The following is a 14641-nucleotide window of genomic DNA, read 5'->3' as shown; positions in this document are numbered from 1 at the left end:
ACTTTATGAAGTTAACCACTTTATGAGGTTAGCTACTCTATGAGTAAAGTGACCAGTGCTGACTTTGAATACGAGCAATGAAGTGACGTAGATCGCCTTCAAGCGGTCGATCTTCAACAATAAACTCAAACTCTTTGAGTACTTCGTCGCGAATGTGCTTTAGGTTTTCACTCATGTGGTGCTCATCAAGCTCATTGTGGCGCTTACGAAGTTCAAGCGCTTGTGTACCCGCGAGAAGTGATGCTGCCGCTACTTGTTCAGTCAGTTCAAGAACGCGTAAGCAGTCACGAGCCGCAATGGTCCCCATGCTGACTTTATCTTGGTTGTGACACTCGGTTGAACGAGAGAACACGCTTGCTGGCATGGTGTGTTTCAATGCTTCTGCTGTCCAAGCTGAAACGCCAATCTGTACCGCTTTAAAACCGTGGTTGATTGGTTTACGTTCGCCTTCAGCGCCCGTTAGGTTAAATGGCAAGCCGTTGTTGAACTTGTAATCCATCAACTGTGCCATTTGTCGATCAAGTAGGTCTGCAAGGTTGGCTACCGCTGTTTTTAGTGTATCCATTGCCATTGCGATATGACCACCATAGAAGTGTCCACCATGCAGTACGCGCTCATTATCACCATCGATAATCGGGTTGTCGTTGGCACTGTTTAGTTCGTTCTCGATCATCTGGCGAAGCCAAGGCAGAGAGTCTTGAACGACACCGATAACGTGCGGTGCACAACGCAGAGAGTAACGATCTTGCAAGCGGTCACTGTTGCGAGGTGGGCGATCCGCTTGTAGGTCATCACGTAACCACGCTGCAATTTGCTGTTGGCCCGGGTGAGGTTTCACTGCGAAAAGTGCTTCATCGAAGTGGAAGTCATTACCTTGCATACCCACAGACACCATTGCAGTGATCTTAGTCGACAGCTGAGCTAGGTATTCCGCACGTTTGTAGGCGATACAAGCCAGAGCCGTCATTACTGATGTACCATTCATCAATGCTAAGCCTTCTTTTGGCTTAAGCTTGATAGGGTTAAGCCCTAGCTCTTTGTAAACGTCACTAGTAGGGCGAACTTCGCCTTTGTAGATAACATCGCGCTCACCAATCAGTGTGGCCGCCAGATAAGACAGCGGTGTTAAATCACCACTGGCACCAACCGAACCTTCTTGAGGAATACGCGGTGAGATATCTTGGTTGATCAGAGTAACGATCTGGTTGAGCAAATCATGAGTCACACCAGAGACACCTTGTGACAGAGAACACAGGCGCGTTGCTAATACTGCACGAGATTGTTCGTGAGACAGTATTTCGCCTAAACCACAGCCGTGAAAACGTGTTAAATGCAGTGGTAGCTCGTCAACTAGGTTTGGCGGAATTGCAACGGTACATGAGTCGCCGTAACCGGTTGTCACACCATAAATCACGCCTTCTTCTTTCAACAGACGTTCTAAGAAAGCGACACCACGGTCGATTTTCGACGTGAACGCTTCACTTGAGTTCATCGAGGCTTTTGCGCCTTGTGAGATCGCGACAACATCCTCAATCGTGAGGCGTTCGGCACCAAAGGTGATGCTATTTGGATTCTTTTTCGTCATGGTGCTTGCTCAATGTCCAAAAATTAAAAAAGTTGTACCACTGAAGCGGTGCTTTCAGTGTGTAGTGCTCAAGTCGATTTGCGTATTTTTGCACGACTTGCTGTAAAGATTGTTCGCGAGTCTTTCTTGGCAGCTCGATCTTGTCGCTAAAATGCTCGAAATAGACATTAAAGTGCGGCTTAGATTGTGAGTCGTCACGTAGCCCAAATAATAGGAATACTGGCGCTTTGAGAATCGAGGCTAACATAAATGGCCCTTGAGGGAAGGGGGCTTCCTTACCCAAGAACTCAGCCCATACTGAACGGCTCTCTTTGCTGGTGGAAGTTCTATCACCAACAATCACAATCCATTCGCCTTGCTCCAGCTTCTGTTGCAACAAGATGGCGGTGTCTGGCCCCATTGAAGTTACTTGAATCAGGTTTAAATCAGACAGCGGGTTGACCGCTTTCATCACTGAATTAAAACGTTCAGCGTGCTCTGTGAATACCAGCGCATTGATTTTGATGTTCGAGTGTCTGCGACCTAAAGCGCGGCACAGTTCGATATTGCCAAGGTGAGACCCTAGAATCAGCACACCTTGTTGGTTTTCCACCATGCTTTCGAATTGGTCTTGGCCATGAATCGTCAGGTTATCTACCGAGAAATCGCCTTTCCATGCCGCTAACTTATCTAGCATCGTATGACCAAACGAAAGAAGATGGTTATAACTGGTTAATTCAGCTGGTAACTCAATATTCTGTTGCTCAGCGTATGCCTTAAGCTGAAATAGGTACTGTTCTGAGGCGTTTCGCGCACGCTTACCCGTTAGATGGTAGTAACGCATCACACCGCGCAAAATAAGATTAAATACGCCTCGGCCTAACAGGGTGTAAACGGCCAATAACAGTTTGATGCCTAATACTGTGCCGCGCTCTTGAGTGCGAGACCAATGGGGTTGTTCTGACTCGTTCTTGTGTGGTTCAGCCAAGGAATCTTGGTTTTGCCCACTTTTAACAGAATCGGATTTGAAATGACGAGCGATCAGTTTTGGTGCTCTTGGCAGCATGCCGAAGAACAGTCTTGTGTGCATCCAACTGATTTTTACGTTGTCCCACAGTGCATCGAAATGAGAGATACCATTTTCTGGGTAGATAACACGCGTTTCAACGAAGTCGATATCGCAGCCTTCCCAATACAGGCGAACCAGAATCTCGATATCAAAGTCCATTCTCGAACCGACATCGTATTTATTCAGTACGGTTTGCGTCTTATCGATTGGATACGCTCTAAAGCCACACATGCTGTCTTTAATCGAGAGAGATAGGGTTTCTATCCATACCCAGATATGTGTCGCGTAGCGTCCGTAGAGCCTTGCCTTAGGCACGCTCTCATCATAGACAGGCTGACCAGAGATAAGGTGCAGGGGCTTAGTTTGTGAAGCTTGGATTAATGCGGGTAGGGCGTCTAGGTCATGCTGCCCATCAGCATCAATCTGAATGGCATGACTAAAGCCGAGCTCTTGCGCTCGCTTAATGCCCGCTTTTACCGCGCCGCCTTTGCCTTGGTTGTGATCAAGTGTTACCAAAGTCACGCTTGGGCTATCGGCAAGTGGAGTCAGAAACTGTTTGGTCGCGAGTTCACTGCCATCATCAACAATAATGATAGGAAGTTTGAAATTAAGAAGTGATGAGACCACAGTTGGCATGGTTGCACCGTGGTTAAAGCACGGAATTAGGAAGCAAGCCTTGTAGTTGCTTTCTTCAAGTGCGTGTTGAGAAACAGCCTCAGCGCTATTCACTTTTCTCTCCCAGCTTCATTTTGCCTGAAGAGTGAATCTGTTCGCCGTTGTTTGAGGTGTAACTAAAGCTAAGTTTGTCTTTGTCAGCGTCCCACTTGAGTGACAACTGTATGGTCGAGTCTGGCAGGATCGGTTCTTGGAATTTGATGACTTCCATGCCTTTAAAAAAACCAGGGACACTCAGTTCTTGGACTGCGTAGTGAAGTGCCCAATCAATCTGTGTAACACCAGGAAGAATAGGAAAGCTCTTGAAGTGCCCCTTAAAATCGGTGATGTCTCCAGTAATATGGAGTGTCAGGGTCGATTCTTTCTCTGCAGTGTCAACAGCAATGACGTTTGGTTTTCTCTTATCCATAGCGTGTGCTTAGAATCCTTGGGCTGAAAATGGGTGTTGTGACAAAAATATAAAAAGATAACCTCAGTGTAAAATACGATCAGCGGTTTCTATGATTTTACGAGCTGTTCGATATGAGAGGTTAGTCGCTTACCTTGGCTGTTGAGTGGAATCTCATCAACAATGCGATATTTTCTTGGGATAGCGATCGGTTCTAACCATTTTCTAAGTTCTGAACGCAGCATCAACCAGAATTTACCTTTACTCATGGTGGAGAGAGTCGCTTGGCCTTCCTCTGATAATACCAAAACCGACGCCAAGATTAAGCGCTCCGGTTCTTCAAATGGAATGACGACACATTCACTTATCCAAGGCAGTTGCTCAAGTCGCTTTTCGACTTCAACCAGTGATACTCGTTTTTCTTCTATCTTGATCACTCGGTCGGTTCGGCCTTTCAATATAAATTGATTCTCCGAGACCATTTCGCACTCATCGGCGGTTTGATACCAGTTATTGTTATCAATGTAGGGCGACAATAACTTAATGCAATTCTCACTGTTGAGACTTGCCTCAATACAGTCGAAAAGTTGCCAAGGTGTTTGAGCGCTCTCTTGCTGGCGAAATGCGATGCCACCAGTTTCTGTGCTGCCAAAAACCTCAATAGGTAAATGACCAAGCAGATTCTGTGATTGGTGAGCCGATTCAGTGGGTAACGGGCCACCTGAAGAGAACACACCAGCAAGCTGCGCGGTATTGGTCTCATGCTTTAATCGTTTGAGTAGAGCTGGGCTACTGATCAGCACGCTCTGTTTGTTAGCGTGAGATAGGATTTGTTCAGGGTACTCAAGATTGTGTCGAGCAAATGGAACGCCAGAGCATAGCGGCCATAAGATTCTAAACAACAAACCATAGATATGTTGGTGCGAGACGGTGCTGTGAACTCGATTACCTCTGAGCAATTCTCCCCAGTTCTTATCTAGCTGAGCTGTTTCAATATCTAGGTGTTCTAGTGTTTTATGGATTGCCTTCGGTGTACCGCTTGAACCTGAAGTAAATAGGGTCAATTGGATTGCTGCTAAATCAATGGCGGGAAGATTATAGGTTAGAGGCTCTCGTGTTTCGGTGTCTAATAAGGTTTGGATATTGCGAACGTCACTCACCTCAACTTCGCCAATCGAGTCATCAACTAGCAGGCAATCAAACTGTTCACTTAACTCAGCAAGTGCACAAGGTTGGTAGTTACCCGGTAAGATGATGTGTTTGTTAGCTGCTGCACACGCCAAAAATGCTATCGAAAATAGGTAGCCGTCTTGGGTACAAATCGCGACTCGTTGAAAAGGGGGTGAAGATAAAAGGTGTACGAGTCGAGATAAGTCGTCGTTAAATGTTTGCCACGTAATCTCGCTATTGTCGTCAAAGCAGACAATAGAATCAGGCGATCTGTTCTGACTGAGAAGTTCAGACAAGGAAGTGTAAGAGACGGTTTGGGTCATAACAATTTAACTCTGACGAATGCGCTGTCTTACTACCCACTCTCCTGCAAAAAGTAATCCGGCGAATACATAGCTGAGTAAGCCATTGTATAGGGTCCATATTTCAAGAGGTTGGAAGCAGGTGTAAAGAGCGATAGAGCCATTGATAACAAAGAACAGGCACCAAACTTTGGTGACTTTTCGTGTGTAATCAACGCCACTTTGTGGAAGTTCAGGTTCTTGGAGACGAGCAAGACGCTCGATAATTGTTTGAGGTTGCCATAGGCTTGAAGCGAATACAGCCAACATACAAACATTAACGATGACGGGATAATAGGTTAACCAGCCATGCTGCTTGAAGGTTAATCCTAGTGCCAGCAGAACAATTCCGGCACTTCCACTGATCCAAGCTAAGTGTTTTAGCTCTTTGATTTTAGCCTGACCGCCGGTGAAAATACGGACAGCAAAGATAGCGGCTAAGACGATACCAACGGTTTGTAGGCCAAACTTGTTGAGTCCAAAGTAAACCGCTATTGGATAAGTGAAAAGTATGATTGCCGACAGTAAAGTCAGCAGAGGACGCATTATGCGTCCTTCAATAGTTCAACCACAGACTCCACAACGTCATTAACGGTGCGTACTGCTTTGAACTCTTCAGGCTTGATCTTCTTACCTGTGACGTTCTGTAAGTGAACGACCAAATCAACGGCATCAATGCTGTCTAGGTCTAGATCGAGATAAAGGTGTGCTTCAGGAGTGATATCTTCAGCATCAAGCTCAAACAGCTCAATAAGCGCATCTTTAACCTGGTTGTATACTTCTTGTTGGTTAGCTTGTGTCATAAAGATCTGTCTAGTTGTTCGTTTGAGAAGAGATGTAATTCGCTAGATTTTCAACCGACGAGAAGTGCTGTCGAGTGTTTGAATCATCGGCATCGATAACAATGTTGTACTTTTTCTTGATAGCAAGGCCAAGCTCAAGTGCATCAATAGAATCTAGTCCAAGTCCATCACCAAATAGTGGAGCTTCCGTTTCAATTTCATCAATGCTCATGTCTTCAAGGTTCAATGCGTCGATGATCAGTTGTTTCAGTTCGTTGTGTAATGTTTCCACTTTGGCCTACTTAATGCTTTATCTAAATGCTGCTTTAAGGGGGCGATTCTACATTATGCGATGTATTTTCGAAATGCTGATATCGCCTGTTTCTTATTGATTTGCTAAATGTTTTCTTCGGAAGGGAAAATAGTATGTGCAAGATGATGATTAAGGCGTCTTGCTGCCGAAGTTAAGTTATTTGCATTCTCAATAAATGGTGCGACTTCTATTTTACCTTTCACCGCGATATGAAAAAAGGGTTTCGTAGCAGGAACTTGATACCATTTTTTCTCTTTCGTTAAGAATGTCGGAGAAACCGTAATATGAATCACGCGTAAATCGGTTTGTGTTCGAGTGGCAATTTGTGCCGCACCACGTTGTAAGGATGGTTCAATTCCCGGCGTTGTGCGAGTGCCTTCTGGAAAAATTAGCAGGACATTGCCACGTGAAAAGCGTTCTTCACAACGTTCTAAAAGATCGTCAGGTGCTTGATTGGGTATGTAACCCGCCGCTTTAACAATCCTCTTCATAAACGGGTTTTCCCATATTGCCGCTTTGACGAGGCAATCACATTGAGGAAGTTGAGAGGCGATTAGCACATAGTCGATTAAGCTCGGGTGGTTGGCAACGATGATGCAATTACGATCTTCACGTAGCAGTTCGGCACCATCAATTCGATAATCAATCGCACCAGTGAACTTCATGATCTGGCAAAACGCATTGAATGAGAAGCGAATCAGTCGTTGAGCCTTAAGCTCTCTTTGAATGGTGTTTGATGTGGTGAACGCGATCGACGGCAAGATCAAAAAGCTGAGAACTAAGCCACCTAAACCGAATATGGTGAAGCAAAGCCCTGTCGCGAATACTCGCCAATATTGGTCGACTTTGCTCACCTTTGTGTTCCTGATTTGGCGTTATTTGTCCACGACCAAGTTTGATTTTTGCCTGTAATTGTCCAACGCGGTGTCTCCAAAAGGATATATTGCAGCGTTTGTAGGCCTTGCGGTAACTCGGATAATGACTGATTGGTTTCTATTGTTCTAGAGATAGAATATTCATCGCCCGCAGTGATTAGTAAGCCCAGAGCATAATCAGCATAGTGCTGTGTTTCGTATTCTTGGTAGAGCTCAGGTAAAGGTTGGTCGAAGTCAATCACTAGCACACGTTGTAACGGATATTGGTGAAGGTAAAGGTAGGCTTCAATCAGGGCGTTATGGAAAGTATCTTGCCCTGCGGCGATTGAGGTCAGTGGAATCGGAGCTTTAGCTGCAATGGTGGTTAGGCCCGCTGCGGTATTATGTACCGACTGCGAGAACGCCATTGGAGAGGCATCGTCACCTTCGAGTATCGACTGAATCAATGTGGCAGTTCGGTGCAGTTCACCATGTCGGCTGGCAAAAACCAGATAGTCAATCGGGGTGTCTTTTAATAGCGTTAATGCGGTTTGGACGGCAAGCTTACTTTGCAGGCTCATTCGGCGGCGCATCATCGGCGGGATCGCTTTAAATTCAGTTGAGCCATCTTGTGGCCAATCTAAATTCGTGCTCCATGTTTGCCATTCGGCATCGGAATTGAGCCCCGCAGAATTTGCAGACCATTTCTCAATATTAAACGACATTAATTGGGATTGATTTGACATAGAGTATTGATTTGCTTTGGGTCTAACTAAATACTATGCGTGCTTATAAATAAACACAGATAAGGAATTAAAATGAAATTACTAAAAATAGCAGTTTCAATGTTATTCATATTCGTTCTTGCAGGGTGTGGACGTGTCCAGCCTGTAATGAATGTTGAGGATACTCCAGTTGCACTGAATCTTCAAAGTAAACAGGTGAAATCAGCTATTTATGAGTCTGCTGAAAATCGAGGTTGGTTGGTTTCAGAAATAAAGCCTGGCTTGATCCGTGCAGAACTGTATGTTCGTTCCCACCATGCGGTGGTTGAAATTCCTTATAGTGACAAGTTTTACTCTATTCTTTACGTTGAATCAGAGAATTTGAAGTATGACGATGGTGAAATACACCGTAATTACAACCGTTGGGTGAATAACTTAAACGTTGATATTAAACGCAAGCTTGCACAAATGGCTGCAGAGTAACCCTCTATTATTTTAAAGTTAGGTTTTTCGTGTCGGAATATAAATTAGATCCATTCAATGCGTTAGAAGCAAAAACAGAAGCGCAAAAGTTGTCTTTCGCTCCTATTGTTTTTCATACTGCTCGTACACTTCGTGATTTAGATATCTTGAAAGCGTTGGATGACGCAGGCAATGATGGTTTACCAGCAGAGAAACTCTCTGAAATTACGGGCGTATCCGAGTACGGCGTCAAAGTACTGCTCGATATGGCGTTAAGTGCTCATATTGTTACTTGGGATATGCCCAACTATAAAATGGCGAACCTTGGCTTCTATCTTTTGCATGATGGCATGACTAACGCAAACATGGATTTTACTGCCGATGTTTGTTACGCCGCGATGATGCATCTAACTGAAGCGATTGAAGAAGGTACACCTGCGGGTTTGAAAGAGCTGGGTGACTGGGAAACTATTTACCAAGGCTTATCTCAACTGCCAGAGAAAGCAAAAGAAAGCTGGTTCAAGTTTGATCACTTCTATTCAGATCGTTCTTTCCCTGTTTTACTTGAGAAGGTCTTCAGTAAGAAACCTAAATCGCTGGTGGATATCGGCGGTAACACGGGGAAGTGGGCGATGCAGTGTTGCAATCACGACTCAGATGTTGAGATAACGATTGTCGACTTGCCACAACAACTAGAAATGGCAATGGCAAATGCGACACAACATGGCCATCAAGACCGAGTGACGCCATTCCCAGCCAATATGCTCGATAAACAACAAGCGTTGCCGACAGGCGCGGATGTGTGGTGGATGAGCCAGTTCCTTGATTGCTTCTCGCCAATGGAAATTCTGAGCATATTAAAGCGTGTTCGCTCTCATATGTCAGAAGAGGCGACGGTCTATATCCTTGAACTGTTTTGGGATGCACAGAAATACGATGCGGCTTCTTATAGCTTAAACGCGACGTCGCTTTACTTCACTTGCTTGGCCAACGGCAACAGCCGTTTTTACCGCAGCGAAGATTTCTTAGAGATCGTTGAAGAAGCTGGCTTTGAAGTGGTGACCCGTACCGACGATATCGGCCTTGGTCATACGCTTCTTGAATTGAAAGCTGGCGCGCAATAAAAAATAACAAACATGGCTTAAATTAATGAAAAAACTGTCAACTCAAGTAGTGATCATCGGAGCTGGGCCATCAGGGTCTATTGCCGCGTCTTTGCTTCATAAAAAAGGCATCGATGTTCGAGTGATTGAAAAGAGCCTTTTCCCGCGCTTTTCTATTGGCGAAAGCCTATTACCTGCTTGTATGGAAGTGATTGAACAAGCAGGGATGAGCGAAGCGGTGGCTGACGCTAATTTCCAATTTAAAGATGGTGCTGCTTTTCGTAAAAATGGTGTGTACACCGCGTTTAATTTTGAAGATAAGTTCTCTGCTGGGCCGGGAACGACGTTTCAGGTTCAACGAGGCGTCTTTGATAAGGTGTTAGCAGACACTGCCGAGGCGCAAGGTGTTGCCATTGATTATCAACATGAGTTGATGGGCATTAACTTCACTGAAGACAGCACCATTTTAGACGTACAAGTGCTTGATGGAGAACGCTATCAGCTCGATGCGCAATATGTGCTGGATGGTAGTGGCTTCGGTCGCGTGTTACCGAAGATGCTTGATTTAGAAGAGCCATCATCGCTTCCTCCACGCAAAGCTATTTTTACGCACATTAACGATCATATTTCAGCGACGGAGACAGACCTTGAATATGACCGCAACAAAATTCTAATCTCGGTGCACCCAACCAACCCTGATGTTTGGTATTGGTTGATCCCGTTTAGTAACGGTGTGTCTTCGTTTGGTATTGTCGGAGAGCCTAAGTTCTTTGAATCATACCCAGAAGACAAGATTGCCGCGATTAAGCAACTGGCAACAGAAGAGCCGGGTTTGGCTGAGATACTGGCAAATGCAGAGTACCCGAACCTTGCGGGCGAAATTGGTGGTTATTCTGCCAACGTAAAACACCTTGCAACAGACAAGTATGCGCTCTTGGGCAATGCCGGTGAGTTCCTTGATCCTGTGTTTTCATCAGGCGTGACAATTGCCATGAAGTCGGCTCAGTTTGCGGTTGAGTGCGTGGAAAAGCAGCTCAATGGTGAGAAGGTTGATTGGGACCGTGATTATGCGGATGCGCTGATGGTTGGTGTAAACACCTTTAGAACGTATGTTGAAGGGTGGTACTCAGGTACCTTACAGGATGTGATTTTTTATCAAGATCCAAACCCGAAGATTAAACAGATGGTGTGCTCAATTTTGGCTGGCTACGCATGGGATCAAACCAATCCTTATGTGAAAGAGTCAAAGCGTCGGTTGACGACACTGGCAGAGATATGCCGAAGCTAGGTGGTCGATTTAGGGTGTAGCAACATGCTAAAGCACCATGATGACTAGTCTATAAATCACAACAGCCGCAATGCGGCTGTTTTTGTTTCTGGTAAATATGGCAAACTGATTTTCAGCTCACTCGCTCTACTGAGGTAGATACTACTTCAGGTCGATGCTATTCAGTCGTCCCATAAATATAAGCAGCTCAATCACGTCTTTGTGGGCCTCAAGGAGCGCTCGTTTGGTTTGGCTGTAGGCGGCGAGTCGTCCGTGCTTCCTTATAGAACATACTTTGGTTTTGTATTTGTATTCACCACTTTCAGAGAATACACGCCACTTAGCAATGTAGCATTCATCTCTATGTTCAGGATCTGTCTGAGTAGGGTTTGGTTTGAATACTATTTTAGGTTCTAAACTATGCGGTAAACGTGTCATCAGGTAGGGCTCTCTAAGGACTTTTGGCCAAAACTTTCCCCAGAGCTTTCTGCCAAGCTCATCTCTTAACTTGATGGTTTTCTTTAGTGCTTTGTCTTCACCCATACGAACAAAACCTACAGAACGATGTAACACCGTATCTTCAGGAGTATGGATGTGGATTTTAAAAGCGGTTTGGCCTTTCGATATAAATCGATAACCGGTCGCACCAATTAGATTATTCTGGCTCATAGTTTGCTAAATGATGATTATGTTATTAATAAGGTTACGACAAATACGTTAAAACCGAAACTAATCATCATGAAAAAAATAAAGCCTTAACAAAAGTATTAAGGCTTTATTAGAAACTATGAGGCGAGAGCGTCGCTAACTACATGATTTTCTGCATTACATCACCAATTTGAATGCTTCCCGCAAGACTTGGCTGGTCAATCGTGAGTTCAGCTTCGTTCTCATAAACGCGAGAAACGGTCAGTGTGATATCGCTTTGAGAGACTTTATTACGTGGCAAGCCTCGTTGGTCGATAAACGAACCTGTGTGCCACAGTTGAAGTTTGTCGCCTTGTTGAACGCCATGCATTCGACCTAAATCAATGGTCACAGTGTTACCAAATATCGCAGCCACCTCTGGAAGCGTGATTTTGCATGATACTTCTGATTCCAAGTCCAACATAATATTGCGGCTAACGCGAAGCATCATACTGCCGTAGGTTGATGCCCAGAAACGAGCACTACGCGTATCAACCTCACTGGTCTTAGCAAAAGGCCATTTTGCCACTTCACGATAGCTACGGTTGTAAACTTGATGACCTGTTTTGCCATCGAAGACTTGCATTTCTAAGGCAAACTGGCGGTTGATGATGTCATCTTTTAGAAGCTTGGATTCAATGGTCGCCGTTAAATCAGTGATATCACCACCAATAATGTATTGCGCGCCTGTGTCTTGGGCGATCATTTTGATCACTTCCGGTCGGCGCTTGTCGATGTCGTAATTGGTTGTGCCAACAGAAACAAAGCTACGGGACTCTTGAGCTAACTGTCGATCTACGACATGACTGAAATCATCACCAATATTATAGATTCTGCCCATTACAGCTTGTTGTGGGGAAGTCACATCAATGTTTCCGACCAAAAATGTCTTCTTATATTGGCTCTCATGGCAAGCATTTGCCGAAGGGTAGATATCGATCCTTGCAGTGATCATGATATTGCCACTGCGTTTTTTCTCTTTTTCTACCAGGATGTAGCGCACTTCATGGTTGGTAAACTGAAACTCTTTCTTCTTCGCGTCGAGGTAGGGCGTGAGGTTCGCAATGCTACCAATGTCAGCTCCTGAGAACTGGATCGCTTTATATACCGCGTCTTCCAACGCGTGGACTCTTGCAGCTTCCTCTGACGATACGATGGCTGCTGTACCGGTAACCTCATACCAAGAGGCATGAGCACTGAAGCTTATGGTTATCAGTGAACTTATTGAAAATAAGTAAGAAATTATTTTTTTCATCTATTCGTTACCAGTTGGGTATAAATATTGCTTAACAAATAACTATAAGCTTGAAGCTGACTTAAGTGCGTTTTTCTTAATCTGAACCATTAATGAAAAGCAAAGACTGTTCCAACATTGTAATCCATTGAAAAGAATAATGGTGAGAACATATTGGAACAGGTAGCACTAAAACTATCTGGAGATTAGAGAATGAAAAAATGGCTCGTAGTAATGAGTGTCATGTTACTGACATCATGCGCTTATTCGCCGATCTATAACGGCAAGTCTGAGTATTCAGGCAGTCAGTTTATGTTGATGGACAGCCCTCGTCATACCATGGACTTTTTCGTGGAGAGTATGACTGAAGATTTGATCATTTCGAATACGAGTATTTCAGCAAGAACGCCGATTGCGATTACTTCCTTTGTTGACCTGCAACACATGGATACAACAAATTGGTTAGGGAACTCGGTATCAGAAGGCTTCATTCATCAGTTTCAGCGTCGTGGCTTCAAGGTGGTTGATTTTAAAACAACAGGTTCTATTCAAGTGACTCACCAAGGTGACTTTGCGTTAAGCCGCGATTGGAAAGACTTAGCTCAAGAGCAAGATGTACAGTACGTACTAACAGGCACTATGCTTCGTCAAGAAGGCGGTGTGTTAGTTAATGCTCGTGTGGTAGGTATGCAAACTCGTATTGTGGTTGCTTCCGCGCAAGGCTTTCTGCCAGCGGATCGTATTGGTCGAGATCTAGATACTCTGAACAGCATTCGAACTCAAGATGGTGTCATTATTCGTTCTGATCCAACGATGACTCAGCCTTACACAGTTATTCTTCGCCCCTAGGAGTTCGAGATGAAGAAGTTAATATTTGTTGTTGCCGCTTTACTGCTTGTTGGTTGTCAACCATTGCAAAATATGAGGCCGGACGATTACTTAGTTGCTGTTGGTTACGCGAGTATCAGTGAGCAGAAAGGACGTAACGACGAGGAAAGGCGCATTCGTGCGATGAGAGCTTCCAAGATAGACGCTTATCGTGAACTTGCTGAACAAGTGTATGGTATGCGAGTGAGCGGTCGAGCAGAGCTTGAAGATCAACGCCTTGGCACTGAACGTACGTCTGGCGCGGTTGATGGCGTAATCCGTGGTGCAGAAGTCGTACGCAGCTACCCAGTGGGTGATAGCTATGTAACAGAGCTCCAACTAGATATCCGTAAGATGGAACAGCTACGTAACTACGGCGAAGTTCAGGCAGTACCTGAGAAGAGACAACAAACACTGTTCTAGCTTAAGGTGCGTCTAGTTGATTATCTAACTATATTGGCTGCTTTCGCTTTCCAGATGGCGTATCGGCAACCAATAACGGTTATGAATAAGAAAGTGGCAAGTATGAAAATACTTGCCGCTTTTTTGTGTTTATCGTTTTGTTGGGTGCATTTACAGGTTTAGCGAGACTTTTACAGGTTTAAAGAGACTATGACGGTGTAACGAGAAGGGGAGGCTGAGATACAGATACAGATACAGCTACAAATACAAGCAAGAAGGGTGTTGTGCGAAGAAGATTAGCCCAATTAGACTTTTACATTGGTTCCCAGCGTAGAAATTGTATGCGTTTGGCCACCGGCATTGTAAGTCATACCAATTTTACCGTGGCTTTGCTGCATCATATTGCTGAGTTTTTTGAAACTGAGGTGTGCTCGATTCAAGGCTTCACCATTGACTAGGTTCGCTTGTTGGCAGTCGTGCACTATGGACTTGATGGTTGCGACTAACTGAGCAAGTTCAGGGTTCTCGATCAATTCGGAGATATTGGTATGGGTAGCAATTCGTTGATCGGTTGATCTTAGTTGTTCAACAAGGACCACTTTCTCTTTGGCGATTCGCTCAATATCGTTTGATTGTCGGCTCGTAATAGCGGTTTTCTCTGAACTTAGTAATTCAGATAAGGCTTTGGCATTTTGAAGTTGAAAATTAACTAAATCTGCTAGTGCCGCCATAACGTAA

General features: G+C 44.6%; 17 protein-coding genes. 5 read left to right on the top strand and 12 right to left on the bottom strand.

Annotated features, from left to right (window positions below):
• Positions 1–37 precede the first annotated feature (37 nt).
• The 9 genes from BCU75_RS12285 to BCU75_RS12245 all read right to left on the bottom strand — a co-directional run bounded on the left by BCU75_RS12285 (position 38) and on the right by BCU75_RS12245 (position 7881).
• Positions 38–1585 carry an HAL/PAL/TAL family ammonia-lyase gene (locus BCU75_RS12285; RefSeq protein WP_102474016.1) on the bottom strand — a complete coding sequence of 516 codons (1548 nt, stop codon included), beginning with the start codon at positions 1583–1585 and terminating at the stop codon, positions 38–40.
• The gene (locus BCU75_RS12280) at positions 1563–3362 is read right to left on the bottom strand and encodes a glycosyltransferase family 2 protein (protein WP_102474015.1); all 1800 of its coding nucleotides are present in this window, start codon (positions 3360–3362) and stop codon (positions 1563–1565) included. Before BCU75_RS12280 ends, BCU75_RS12285 begins: the two co-directional genes overlap by 23 nt.
• Positions 3355–3717, bottom strand: coding sequence for a 3-hydroxyacyl-ACP dehydratase (locus BCU75_RS12275; RefSeq protein ID WP_102311799.1), 363 nt, complete (start codon positions 3715–3717; stop codon positions 3355–3357). Before BCU75_RS12275 ends, BCU75_RS12280 begins: the two co-directional genes overlap by 8 nt.
• An 89-nt stretch (positions 3718–3806) precedes the next feature.
• Positions 3807–5189, bottom strand: a complete 1383-nt coding sequence (locus BCU75_RS12270; protein ID WP_102474014.1) for an AMP-binding protein — start codon at positions 5187–5189, stop codon at positions 3807–3809.
• A 6-nt stretch (positions 5190–5195) separates the two neighbouring features.
• A complete protein-coding gene (locus BCU75_RS12265; RefSeq protein ID WP_017110150.1) occupies positions 5196–5753 on the bottom strand; it encodes a septation protein IspZ in 558 nt (185 codons plus the stop codon).
• Positions 5753–6010, bottom strand: a complete 258-nt coding sequence (locus tag BCU75_RS12260) for an acyl carrier protein (RefSeq protein ID WP_004739745.1) — start codon at positions 6008–6010, stop codon at positions 5753–5755. Before BCU75_RS12260 ends, BCU75_RS12265 begins: the two co-directional genes overlap by 1 nt.
• A gap of 10 nt (positions 6011–6020) precedes the next feature.
• Positions 6021–6281, bottom strand: a complete 261-nt coding sequence (locus tag BCU75_RS12255) for a phosphopantetheine-binding protein (RefSeq protein ID WP_017106334.1) — start codon at positions 6279–6281, stop codon at positions 6021–6023.
• Between the two features lie 104 nt (positions 6282–6385).
• Entirely contained in the window at positions 6386–7156 is a 771-nt protein-coding gene (locus BCU75_RS12250; protein WP_102474013.1) for a lysophospholipid acyltransferase family protein, read from the bottom strand.
• Entirely contained in the window at positions 7153–7881 is a 729-nt protein-coding gene (locus tag BCU75_RS12245; protein ID WP_102474012.1) for a beta-ketoacyl synthase chain length factor, read from the bottom strand. Before BCU75_RS12245 ends, BCU75_RS12250 begins: the two co-directional genes overlap by 4 nt.
• A 93-nt stretch (positions 7882–7974) precedes the next feature.
• Here BCU75_RS12245 and BCU75_RS12240 point away from each other — a divergent pair, with 93 nt between their 5' ends.
• From BCU75_RS12240 to BCU75_RS12230, 3 genes are read left to right on the top strand one after another with little or no spacing between them, the layout of a single operon-like run.
• On the top strand, positions 7975–8364 hold the full coding sequence (locus BCU75_RS12240; protein WP_019824137.1) for a hypothetical protein: 390 nt from the start codon (positions 7975–7977) through the stop codon (positions 8362–8364).
• 29 nt (positions 8365–8393) lie between these two features.
• Complete coding sequence (locus BCU75_RS12235; protein WP_102474011.1) at positions 8394–9467, top strand: methyltransferase; 1074 nt, start codon at positions 8394–8396, stop codon at positions 9465–9467.
• A 25-nt stretch (positions 9468–9492) separates the two neighbouring features.
• Complete coding sequence (locus BCU75_RS12230; RefSeq protein WP_102474010.1) at positions 9493–10734, top strand: NAD(P)/FAD-dependent oxidoreductase; 1242 nt, start codon at positions 9493–9495, stop codon at positions 10732–10734.
• A gap of 141 nt (positions 10735–10875) precedes the next feature.
• Here BCU75_RS12230 and BCU75_RS12225 read toward each other — a convergent pair whose 3' ends face one another.
• Complete coding sequence (locus BCU75_RS12225; protein WP_004736164.1) at positions 10876–11382, bottom strand: hypothetical protein; 507 nt, start codon at positions 11380–11382, stop codon at positions 10876–10878.
• 139 nt (positions 11383–11521) lie between these two features.
• Positions 11522–12655 carry a flagellar assembly protein FlgT gene (locus BCU75_RS12220; RefSeq protein WP_102474009.1) on the bottom strand — a complete coding sequence of 378 codons (1134 nt, stop codon included), beginning with the start codon at positions 12653–12655 and terminating at the stop codon, positions 11522–11524.
• Positions 12656–12847: 192 nt separating this feature from the next.
• On the opposite strand from BCU75_RS12220, the gene BCU75_RS12215 reads away from it, so the two are divergent.
• A complete protein-coding gene (locus tag BCU75_RS12215) occupies positions 12848–13483 on the top strand; it encodes a FlgO family outer membrane protein (protein WP_004736167.1) in 636 nt (211 codons plus the stop codon).
• A 9-nt stretch (positions 13484–13492) separates the two neighbouring features.
• Entirely contained in the window at positions 13493–13924 is a 432-nt protein-coding gene (flgP, locus tag BCU75_RS12210; protein ID WP_004736169.1) for a flagellar assembly lipoprotein FlgP, read from the top strand.
• A 284-nt stretch (positions 13925–14208) separates the two neighbouring features.
• On the opposite strand, the gene BCU75_RS12205 is transcribed toward flgP, so the two are convergent.
• Complete coding sequence (locus tag BCU75_RS12205) at positions 14209–14634, bottom strand: flagella synthesis protein FlgN (RefSeq protein ID WP_102474008.1); 426 nt, start codon at positions 14632–14634, stop codon at positions 14209–14211.
• Positions 14635–14641: the final 7 nt, after the last annotated feature.

Origin of the sequence: Vibrio splendidus (assembly GCF_002873455.1) — a bacterium.
Classification (GTDB): domain Bacteria; phylum Pseudomonadota; class Gammaproteobacteria; order Enterobacterales; family Vibrionaceae; genus Vibrio; species Vibrio splendidus_J.
This window is presented reverse-complemented; position numbering and strand designations above follow the sequence as displayed.

What these genes read in the sequence shown, in the direction of transcription:
- BCU75_RS12270 (WP_102474014.1), bottom strand. Translation starts at nt 5,189, where the DNA reads ATGACCCAAACCGTCTCTTACACTTCCTTGTCTGAACTTCTCAGTCAG.
- BCU75_RS12275 (WP_102311799.1), bottom strand. Translation starts at nt 3,717, where the DNA reads ATGGATAAGAGAAAACCAAACGTCATTGCTGTTGACACTGCAGAGAAA.
- BCU75_RS12215 (WP_004736167.1), top strand. Translation starts at nt 12,848, where the DNA reads ATGAAAAAATGGCTCGTAGTAATGAGTGTCATGTTACTGACATCATGC.
- BCU75_RS12285 (WP_102474016.1), bottom strand. Translation starts at nt 1,585, where the DNA reads ATGACGAAAAAGAATCCAAATAGCATCACCTTTGGTGCCGAACGCCTC.
- BCU75_RS12225 (WP_004736164.1), bottom strand. Translation starts at nt 11,382, where the DNA reads ATGAGCCAGAATAATCTAATTGGTGCGACCGGTTATCGATTTATATCG.
- BCU75_RS12245 (WP_102474012.1), bottom strand. Translation starts at nt 7,881, where the DNA reads ATGTCGTTTAATATTGAGAAATGGTCTGCAAATTCTGCGGGGCTCAAT.
- BCU75_RS12205 (WP_102474008.1), bottom strand. Translation starts at nt 14,634, where the DNA reads ATGGCGGCACTAGCAGATTTAGTTAATTTTCAACTTCAAAATGCCAAA.
- BCU75_RS12230 (WP_102474010.1), top strand. Translation starts at nt 9,493, where the DNA reads ATGAAAAAACTGTCAACTCAAGTAGTGATCATCGGAGCTGGGCCATCA.
- BCU75_RS12260 (WP_004739745.1), bottom strand. Translation starts at nt 6,010, where the DNA reads ATGACACAAGCTAACCAACAAGAAGTATACAACCAGGTTAAAGATGCG.
- BCU75_RS12265 (WP_017110150.1), bottom strand. Translation starts at nt 5,753, where the DNA reads ATGCGTCCTCTGCTGACTTTACTGTCGGCAATCATACTTTTCACTTAT.
- flgP (WP_004736169.1), top strand. Translation starts at nt 13,493, where the DNA reads ATGAAGAAGTTAATATTTGTTGTTGCCGCTTTACTGCTTGTTGGTTGT.
- BCU75_RS12240 (WP_019824137.1), top strand. Translation starts at nt 7,975, where the DNA reads ATGAAATTACTAAAAATAGCAGTTTCAATGTTATTCATATTCGTTCTT.
- BCU75_RS12220 (WP_102474009.1), bottom strand. Translation starts at nt 12,655, where the DNA reads ATGAAAAAAATAATTTCTTACTTATTTTCAATAAGTTCACTGATAACC.